This window comes from Pontibacter qinzhouensis (assembly GCF_008017455.1).
GTDB lineage: Bacteria > Bacteroidota > Bacteroidia > Cytophagales > Hymenobacteraceae > Pontibacter > Pontibacter qinzhouensis.
On record NZ_VRTY01000151.1, the window covers coordinates 1 to 9,761 of the forward strand.

Sequence of the window (9,761 nt, forward strand, 5' to 3'; positions counted from 1 at the left end):
GCTCTGATGCCGTGCCAAAACCCTGCAAAACAAATAATTGCTATATAGATACCCCATAATATGTTATGCACTCTTTTTATTTGAATAATTGTTTAGTAACTATATAATGGGTCGGTTATGGAATGGTTAGGTTGTTGATGTGGGAATTTAAGCAGGGTGGAAGCCCTATTTGTAAAGCAAAACCAATTTTAAAAACTTATAATTCCTAACAGTCTAGCGTCTAATATCTATCATCTACAAGCCTTATCTATTCCGTTCAAAGGGGTTTTCGGGTTTTACGAGCAGTACTTTTTCGCGCTCCACTACCACAGAGCCAGGAGCGGAGCCTTTGGGCTTCCTGACAAATTTTTTGGGCGTGTACAGCACGGGGCAGAGCGAATCGGTTTTGCGTTTGCTGTAGTAGGCTGCGAGTTGGGCGGCTTTTTCGAGTACTGTGGCAGGAACAGTTTTGCCAGCCTGGTGCTTGATGACAACATGCGAACCCGAAACATCTTTGGCGTGTAGCCAGAGGTCGTCTTTGTGGGCATGCTTCTGCGTCAGTACGTCGTTGTTTCTGGCACTTTTACCAACCAATATTTTAAAACCTTCCGACTCAAACAGCCTGAACGGTATTTCGGGTTGCGCCTGCTGCTTGCCGGCTAGTATGTGCGCATACTCTCTCAGAAAAAGCTTCAGGCTCTTAAAACCATCTACGGCTTCTATGGCCGCCAAAGCATCTTCCAGTACTATCGTTTCTTCGAGCTTGCGTTCGGCTTTCTCCTCGAGTTGCTTTACCTCCAGGTGCTGGTTTTTGGCTTTCCGGTAAAGGCGCTCGGCTTGTTTCTGAGGTGTCTCGTCTGGCTTTAATTTATAGCTGCGGTTTTTATCTGTATAAAAATCGTACAGCTCTACCTCCGCTGCTCGGGGCGGTATGTTGGTGAGGTTAGCCATCAGTACATCGGCCGTTTGCGAGTAGGAGCGGTCGTGGCGGAGTTCCTGTAGCTTTAGTTCGGTTTGTGCCAATACGGTACGGGTGCCGTTCAGCTTTTTCTCCAGGTGCTGGCGTGCCTGCTCATACTGCCGTTCAAAACCCGTTTCGTAGAGGTAGCTCCTGGTGAAGTCGTTGAGGGCATCAATAGGGTTGTGAAAAGTGTTCTGAACCTCGCCCAGGGGCAGGAGCGAGAGCCGTGTTTTACCGTCGAGTTTGGTGATGTAATAAGCATCCGGTTGCTCTAGTTTTTCGAGTAAGGTCTGTACCATTTCCCATTTCTCATCGAGTGGCTGGGTCGCATACTGTTGTTGGGCCAGGTACAGGGCGGGCAAATCGCCGAAGGTCGGGTAAATTTTGCGGAGGTTCCCTTCTGCTGCTGCAAAAGCTGCATAATTTTGCTGTAAAGGCCTGTCCATGTGCAATGGGTTCATCTCCAGGTCGGCGCCGAATTTTTTATGAAACAGATCGATGGCCTGGTGCTCGTGGTAAAGCACTACGTTAGCCCGGTTGCCGAACAACTTAAACAGCAACAAAAAATTATTTGTAAAGCGCAAATAAAAGCTGCGTTCGTTCTGGTGTTGTACTATTGCCTCTACCTGCTGCCCCAGTACCGGTTCAAACAGCTCCACACTGTTGGCCCTGGCTCTTTTAAAATCGGAAGGGAAAGAGAGGGCGGAGAAATGTGACGTAAGCAGGGCGCGTATGAAAAATTCCTCACCTGCACCTTCAAATCCCAGTATCAGCTCATCTTTGTTCTGGCTGAAACACGTTTCCAGCTGCTTGCCCACCAGCTTAAGTGGCAACTGCAGGCTTAACTGTTTCAGAAAGTAGTAGTTCTGGTGCACTTACTTTGTTATTGGTTGGTGAATTGTTGATTGTTAAATTGTTATTTGTTGGTGAGAATTGGTTAACAAAGGGTTAATTGTGGGACGAACTGCTGATGATTCAAAATAATAAATAAGTATTATAAAGCTAAATAAACAGCCATACTCCTTTAGAAATAAACCTGACTGAGTAGATCTGCAGGTGATATTTTTTACAAGCTGGGCAATATGAAGACAGTAAACCTCACCCATTTAACCATTCATCAATTAAACCTAGGCAGCAAACCACCAGTTACACCTCAAATTGAAGGCCATCATAGGCCAGGCTGATAAAGTCTGGTAGTTGTTCCTCTACATGGCGGTGCCGCCCCAGCAAGTGGCTGATGTGCGTGAGGTAGGCTTTTTCGGGTTGGAGTTCAGTCAGCACTTCAACGGCTTCCTGCAACGAGTAATGCGATATGTGGGGCTCGTGTCGCAGGGCATCCAGCACCACCACCTTAGAACCTCTTATCTTATCCATCTCTTCGGGTGCAATGTAGTTAACATCGGTAATGTAGGTAAAGTCGCCGATGCGGTACCCCATAACCGGCAGTTTATAGTGCAGCACCCGAATTGGTATTACCAGAATACCCTCTACCTCGAAAGGGGCCTCTGTAATAGGGTGAAGCGCCACACGTGGTATGCCGGGATAATTTGCACCAGAGAAAATATAGGGAAATTCCTGTTTGAGTTGGTTCAGCACCCTTTGCTCGCCAAACACTGGCATATCCTTTTTCTGAAGAAAATTATACGCCCTGATGTCGTCGAGGCCGGCAGTGTGGTCTTTGTGCTCGTGCGTGAACAACAGGGCATCGAGGGTTTTAATACGTTCGCGCAGCACCTGTTGCCTAAAGTCGGGGCCTGTATCGATAATAATGCTTTTATCTTCGATTTGCAGATGCACCGATACCCGCAGGCGCTTATCGCGGTAGTCTACAGAGCAACACACCTCGCAGGTGCACCCGATAACGGGAACACCCTGCGAGGTGCCTGTTCCTAAAAAAGTTATCTTCAATGGGTTTCCTTGTTACGTATTTGCAGATAGAGCGCCTTGTTTTTATCGCTCAGGCGGCTCTGGTCTACCGAAATAGTTCGCAGAATGTCGTAAAGGCAGTTAACTTTCCCTTCTAAACTAAAATATTTATTCACGACGGCTACCTTCATGTCTTTCAGGATGCAGTAGCCCGCCTTAAAGTTTCCTTTCTCGTAGCGCAGAACAAACTCAGATTCCGCAAAAATATCTTCGAGCCTGTTCAGGAAAGGCCGCGTGTACTTTAACTCCATTTATGTTACTCTCCGAGGTGTTGCTTTACGGTTTGTACCAGCATATCGAAATCGAGGGGCTTTGGCAGGTAAGCATCCACGCCAGCCTCCTTAAAGTCTTCCATTGTGTAGTTATTCGCATTACCTGTTACGGCAATAATCGGAATTTTAGCGATGTCCTTGTTCTCGTGCTTACGAATTTCGCGGGTGCATTCCATGCCGTTTTTAACCGGTATGTTCAGGTCCATCAGTATAGCATCTATTTTTTGGCTCTCTACTTGTTTCAATACTTCTCCACCGTTTTTAGCAGTTAGTATTTTATAGTTTTGAAGCTCAAGGATTTTCTTCGTCAGGTTAAGGATTACTGAACTGTCTTCAGCAATCAGAATGGTTTTGCTATCTGCCATAGGAATAGTTAAATAATTATTTCTTTGTAAGCTTTTTTATAATATTCGTATTGCTCCAGAAGCTTAGAGAAGTTGTCGTCTACGCCTTCCAGCACATTATTTTTGATGTCGTGCTCCAGCTGCTTTGCCAGTTCGGCAAGTGGGTTTATCCCTAGTGTGAAACCAGTGCCTTTTAGTTGATGCAATGTACTTAAAATGCCGTTGTAATGTTGTGCCTCCAGCTCTTTTTTGGCATCCTGAAGCAATCCTGCTGCTTCTTCCTCAAAATCGGCGTACAGTTGTTTTATAAATTCAGGACCACCGATCTGTTTAAGCTGCTCCACCACAGTTTGGTCAATAATAGCAATTGGGTTAAGTTCGGTTTTTGCTTCGGCAGCTGGGGTAGCGGTGTCAGGGTTTTGCCAACTGCTGTTCTCCCACCTGCTCATAACCGCGTAAAGGTCGTAACTTTTTACGGGTTTCGAAACATAATCGTCCATTCCCTCCTGTATAAACTTAATGGCGTCGTCTTTCATGGAGTAAGCCGTCATGGCAATAATGGGCGGGCAGTAACTTCCTAACTCATCTCTTATTTTTTTCATGGCTGTAATGCCGTCCATTTCCGGCATCTGTATATCCATGAAAATAATGTTGTAGTTGTTGGTAGTGGCATAGGTTATGGCCTCAAACCCATTAGAGGCAATATCAATGCGGCAGCCCAGGCGTTCCAGCTGCTTTTCGGCTACTTTCTGGTTTATCTGGTTGTCGTCTACGAGCAAAACATAAGGTGCGCTGGCAAATACCTCTACTTCGCTGCTTAACTGTTGCTGCTCTATGTGAGCTTCCACTTCATCGGCATCGGCCAGCTTTATTTTTATGTTAAACCAGAAGGTGCTGCCAAGGCCCGGCTCCGACTCAACGCCAATGCTACCGCCCATGAGCGTCGTTATCTGTTTCGAAATGGCTAAGCCAAGGCCCGTGCCGCCAAAGGTTTTGGTAGAGGAGTTGTCGACCTGCATAAAATCTGTGAACAGCACTTGCTGGTCTTCAGGCGAAATACCTATGCCCGAATCCTTTACCCGCACATGCAGCATGTGTTCTGTTTTGTTCAGCTGCCGGCTTTTTACAAACACACTTACTTCGCCCTGGTTTGTAAATTTAATGGCGTTAGAAACCAGGTTCGACAAAATCTGCAGGAACCTGATTTCATCGGTGAAGATGTAGCGTGGAGTGCCAGGCTCTATGGTGTAAATAAACAACAGGTCTTTTTGCTGCGCTCTGTTTACAAACAACGAATGTATTTTGCCCAGGGTGTCGTACAAATCTATGCCGCTCTCGCTTATCTGCAACTTGCCTGCCTGCATCTTCGAAAGGTCCAGGATGTCGTTCAGGATGGCCAGCAAGGCATCCGAAGATTTACGCAGGGTTTCAATGTACTCGCTCTGTTCTTTGTCGGTATTGATCTGGCGCAACAGGTCTATCATGCCGATGATGCCGTTCATAGGCGTGCGCAGCTCGTGGCTCATGTTTGCCAGGAACTGTGTTTTTACTTTGAGCAGGTTTTCGGCTTCTTCTTTTGCTTTTAAAAGATCTGTCTGGGTTCTTTTCAGCTCCGATACGTCGCGTGCCACGCCCTCCAGGCTAACAGGTTTTCCTGTTTCATCATAAATTACGCGTGAGTCGAGCAGAATGGCTTTTTTTGTGCCGTCTTTGCAGATCAGTTGTGCTTCTACATCGCGCACCGACCCCTGCTGCAGCACACGTTCCCGCATGAGCAGGCGTTGTGCAGGGTGCACAAAAAACCGGCCGCTGTCGTAGCCAATGGTTTCTTCTTCTTTGTAACCAAGCAAGCTGAAAATGGATGGGCTCACAATCTCTATCACACCGTCTAAAGAAGTGCGGTAGTACACATCCTGAAACGACTCAAATATCCGGCGGAACTTTACCTCGCTGTTTGCAAGCGCCAGCTGCGACTTCTTTTTGTCTGATATATCAAGGGCGATGCCTGAAATTTCCTCAAAAGTGCCATCTTCCAGGTAAATCGGGTTCAGGTATATTTCGAGCCAGCTGCTGTTGTCGGCCAACGAAATCTCGAAGTGCTGGGTAGCGCCTTCAAAGGCATGTTCGTATTTCTCAACCCAGAAATCTTCCCGGTTGTTTAAGCTGCCAATAGGTTTAACAACTTCTATGGAGGTAAAAGGAGTAAGCTCCTCGCCTGGTTTAGAAAAGGTTTTAGAAAAATTCCGGTTAAAGGAGGTTAGTTCAAATTGCCTGTTAATGGACCACATGTGGTGCGTTCCGCTTTCGAAAATAGCTTTTAGCCGAGCATTCTGATTATTTATCTGCTCTTCGTTTCGTTTACGCTCAATGGCAAGCGCCACTTGGTTCGATATAAAGTGCAGAATCTCGATATCGGTGTGCACATAGGCATCGGGGTTCTGGTAATCTTGTAGAGTAATAACCCCGATAATGCGGTCGCCAATGGCCAGCGGCGAGCAAAGAATTACCTCCGGCAGTGCCCCGTGTATAGTCAGTTTCTGTTTTTCGGCCAGCTCTATCAGCTCCTGCTTTTGCATGTAGAGCGGCTTGCCTGTTTTAATTATATACTCCGAGAGCCCCATCGTAAAAGGCCGCCTGATTTCTGTCTTGGTAGATTTATCTATAAACTGATCGACCAGGTACACAAAGTGCAGGTGGTGAAACTCGTAGTCGCAAAGGGCGATGTAGATATTTCGGGTCTCTATGATTTTACTAAGCTCCCGGTGTATGGCGCCGTAAAGTGAGTTAAGGTCTTTGCTGCTAATGGCCAGGTTGGCTATGCTATAATACACCTTCTGAAGTCGCTCCGCCTTTATACGATCGGTAATATCGTGCAGAATGGCGCGTGTAGCCACCGGTTTGCCATCTTGCCAGCTACAGGTTATACTGCCAATCAGGTGTACCGGCTTGCCAGCCTTGGTCAGGAATACCGTTTCGATTTTATTCACATGCTCGCCTTTGTAGAGGTTGCGCAACTGGTAAATGAGCTTCGCCTTGTAGTAAGGGTGCACAATGTCGTTCAGCGAGAGTGTTTCTATATCTACATCGTTGTAGCCGAGGCGGTCTTTCCAGGCCTTGTTTACAAAAATGAATTTATTGTCAGCCGATATGTTCTGAATAAGGTCATGCGCATTGTCGAAGAGGTCCTGCAGGCGTATTTTATTGTCCTTCAGCGCCTCCATGGCAATACGCTTGTCGGTCATGTCTTTGCCTACACTCGTTACGCCTTTAATTTCGCCATCAGGGCCGTACTCAAACATGCAGTCCCAGCGCAGGGTCTTCACCTGGCCCGATTTCATGAGCAGGTCGCGCTCGTAATAGGTATTTAGCTGTTTATTTTTGATAGACCTAATAAAATCCTGCCTTCTCTTTTCGCGTTCGTATACCGGCACCAGCAGGTCATGGTAATTTTTGCCGATGAGCTCTTCGCGCTCGTACTCCAGGTATTTCAGAAAATAATCGTTTGAGTAAACAATGGTGCCCTCGGTATCCATGCTGAAGTAAACCAGGCTTACCTTTTCCAGGAAACTCCTGAAATGCTCCATCGATTCGTTCACCACTTCTTCGCGGCGCTTGGCCAGCTGCACCAGTTTACGTTGGGTAATGTCGCGCTTAAAAGCCTGCACGTAGTACTGCCCATCTATTTTTATGCGGTTCAGGGTTATTTCGGCATCAAAAGAGGTGCCGTCTTTGCGCAGGTTTCTCCACTCAAATGTAACAGGTGCATCCATGGAGAGCGCCTTTTTCATGAGCTGGGCCGTTTTCTCATCAGATGGAATGCCGTCAGGTTGCACTTCAGGCGAAAAGCGGTACGGCGAAGCTCCCAGCAGGTCCTCTCTATTACAGCGGAATAATTGGGTTGTTTTTTCGTTGCAGTCTACAATTTTGCCTTCATTGTTAAATAGCAGAATAGCATCGTAAGATGCTTCGAAAAGCATTTTGTACTTATCTTCTGAATGTATGAGCTGCTGCATGAGCTCGCGTCGTGCCAGGTAATTGCCAATGGCATTGCCAATAAACTCAAGCAGCGACAGGAAAGAAGGTGTGGTTTTAGTATCCTTTTCCGGCCAAAGCACCAACAGCGCGACCAGCGATTTTTCGGTGGTGATGGGCAGCAGGGTTAGATTTTGGTTTATCTGCTTTTCAAGGTCAGAGCAAATGGTGCGCAATATAAAGCGTTTGTCAGGTGTTAACACCTGATCTGCCAGCTCTTTCGACAGCGGAAAGCTCTCGGGAAGCGAATTGGTTTCAGTGGTTTTTCCTGCCGAATACGATAATAAAGCTGCTTCGTCGGCTTCGGAGTAGTTATAAACACAGCCACCTATCATGTCGCTTTTCTGGAGCAACTCTTCTACCGTAGAATTCAGTACTTCCTGCTCGCTGTTAGAAGTGGAGAGGTTTGTAATCAGGTGGTTCACAAATTCCAGCTGGTGGTTTCTGAACCTGATTTCCTGCTCGCTCCCTACCAGTTCCAGCAGGTTTCGGGCCGATCCGAATATAACTTCCTTCTCATCAAACTCACCTTGCTGGAGCAGAATCTCGATCGGGAGCAGATCATTAGATTTTTCTAACAACCACCACTCGAACTTTTGAGGTGTGCCACTCATGGCCTGGTTTAACTGGCCCCGCAGCGCCACCCGCTCAAACAGGTTCAGTCCAAAGCTCCTGAAAATAGAATTGCCAACAAGATCCTCTTTCCGTTGGTTTATTAGGCGCAGGGCCGTTTTGTTTATGTCAATAAAATTACCGGCACTATCGAGTATAAAAAGCGGTTCGGTGCTGTACTCAAATACATAACGGTAATTATCTTTTTCTGATAAGGTACTGCCGTTTTCGAGAGCAGGCACAATTTCTACTGTAATAAACTGATGGTCTGCGTAATTCAGGAGCTGGCATTTAAACTGAGCCATGTGCAGCTTGGGCGAACTCGAAATAATACCGCTACTGAATTTCCGGTTTTGATGCAGCTCCTGTACAAGCCTGGTAAAGGCCTCCTCTTTGCCAGAGCACAGAATATGCTGGAGCAGGAGGGGTGGAGGTTGCGGCAAATCAGAACTGAGCAGGTCGTGCGCCTGGCAATTGGTTGCCAGCACCTGACCGGTAAGGTCTGCTACGAGCAGGGGCAGGCCAGGCTTTGCCAGCTGCGTAACCACCTGTAGCAGGTTTTTGGCCTCATTGGTCAGGTGTTCAGGAGTAGACCCTTCGGAAAATATAGACATAGTATGAAAGCAAATCTGTGTGGCCGTTGTGTTTCTTTAAAACAGTCGGTTACGAAGTTTAAGAATAAACTTTAATTTAGCAAAAAATAACGAACAGGCGTCTTCTTGATTCTGTGTTTATTTAGCAGCTCTTATGCCTGCACAAGGCTTGCCTGCAGGTGTTTTCTGCTCCTGATTAAACATTACAGTGGCGCATCGGCCTGAATACGAATAGCTGGAGTAGGCGCTGCAGGTGGTTGCGTATTTTCGGGAAATTAATTAGCTTAACTCTTTTACGGATTAGCCTTACAGCTGTATCTGGCTTTTTATGAAGAAAATATGTTTTACTGTTACAACCGATCTTACTTACGACCAGCGGATGCAGCGCATCTGTGGGTCTATGGCAAAAAAAGGATACGAGATTGAACTGGTAGGCAGGGTATTGCCGGTTTCGCTGCCGTTGCAGCAGCAGCCGTATGCGCAGCACAGGCTCCGCTGCTGGTTTAACAAAGGTAAGTTGTTTTATGCCGAGTACATGCTGCGGTTGTTTTTCTATTTACTCCTGCGACGCTACGATGCCTACTGCGCCATAGACCTAGACACGGTATTGCCTGTTTACGCGGTGGCGGAGCTTAAGAAAAAGCCTTTTGTATACGATGCCCACGAATATTTTCCGGAGGTGATTGAAGTAGCAGACCGGAAACACATAAAGGCAACCTGGACCACTGTAGAAGCCTTTATTCTGAAAAGAACGCGTTTTGCCTACACTGTTACAGCCTCCATAGCCCAGGTTTTCAAAGAAAAATATAACTCAAATTGCGAGGTTATCCGGAACATGCCGCCGCTGTTGCCTTACCAGGAGCCAGCCAAAGAACCTGCTACCATTTTATACCAGGGTGTCGTAAACGAAGGCAGAGGGCTGGAGCCACTACTGCACGCAATGGCAGGAGTGGAGGCGAGGCTGATAATTTGCGGGCACGGCGATATTTTTGATGAACTGGTGCAGCTGGCCAGCACACTTGGCGTAGCGCATAAAGTAGAG

At 46.9% G+C, this 9,761-nt stretch carries 6 protein-coding genes; 1 reads left to right on the forward strand and 5 read right to left on the reverse strand.

Annotation, left to right across the window (positions count from 1 at the left end):
* Positions 1-243: 243 nt before the first annotated feature.
* The 5 genes from FVR03_RS22835 to FVR03_RS22855 all read right to left on the reverse strand — a co-directional run bounded on the left by FVR03_RS22835 (position 244) and on the right by FVR03_RS22855 (position 8,740).
* Positions 244-1,815, reverse strand: coding sequence for an NFACT RNA binding domain-containing protein (locus FVR03_RS22835; protein ID WP_147924099.1), 1,572 nt, complete (start codon positions 1,813-1,815; stop codon positions 244-246).
* 271 nt (positions 1,816-2,086) lie between these two features.
* Positions 2,087-2,848: an MBL fold metallo-hydrolase gene (locus FVR03_RS22840; RefSeq protein WP_147924100.1), complete on the reverse strand. Its 762-nt coding sequence runs from the start codon at positions 2,846-2,848 to the stop codon at positions 2,087-2,089.
* A complete protein-coding gene (locus FVR03_RS22845) occupies positions 2,845-3,117 on the reverse strand; it encodes a hypothetical protein (protein WP_147924101.1) in 273 nt (90 codons plus the stop codon). The genes FVR03_RS22840 and FVR03_RS22845 overlap by 4 nt, the downstream gene beginning before the upstream one ends.
* A 5-nt stretch (positions 3,118-3,122) precedes the next feature.
* Positions 3,123-3,503 carry a response regulator gene (locus tag FVR03_RS22850; protein WP_147924102.1) on the reverse strand — a complete coding sequence of 127 codons (381 nt, stop codon included), beginning with the start codon at positions 3,501-3,503 and terminating at the stop codon, positions 3,123-3,125.
* Between the two features lie 8 nt (positions 3,504-3,511).
* A complete protein-coding gene (locus FVR03_RS22855; RefSeq protein WP_147924103.1) occupies positions 3,512-8,740 on the reverse strand; it encodes a PAS domain S-box protein in 5,229 nt (1,742 codons plus the stop codon).
* Positions 8,741-9,047: 307 nt separating this feature from the next.
* Here FVR03_RS22855 and FVR03_RS22860 point away from each other — a divergent pair.
* On the forward strand, positions 9,048-9,761 hold a 714-nt coding region (locus FVR03_RS22860), incomplete at its 3' end, for a glycosyltransferase (protein WP_147924104.1).

Bases quoted from the DNA above. Each gene is read 5' to 3' on its own strand.
- FVR03_RS22845 (WP_147924101.1), bottom strand. From the start codon at position 3,117: ATGGAGTTAAAGTACACGCGGCCTTTCCTGAACAGGCTCGAAGATATT.
- FVR03_RS22850 (WP_147924102.1), bottom strand. From the start codon at position 3,503: ATGGCAGATAGCAAAACCATTCTGATTGCTGAAGACAGTTCAGTAATC.
- FVR03_RS22855 (WP_147924103.1), bottom strand. From the start codon at position 8,740: ATGTCTATATTTTCCGAAGGGTCTACTCCTGAACACCTGACCAATGAG.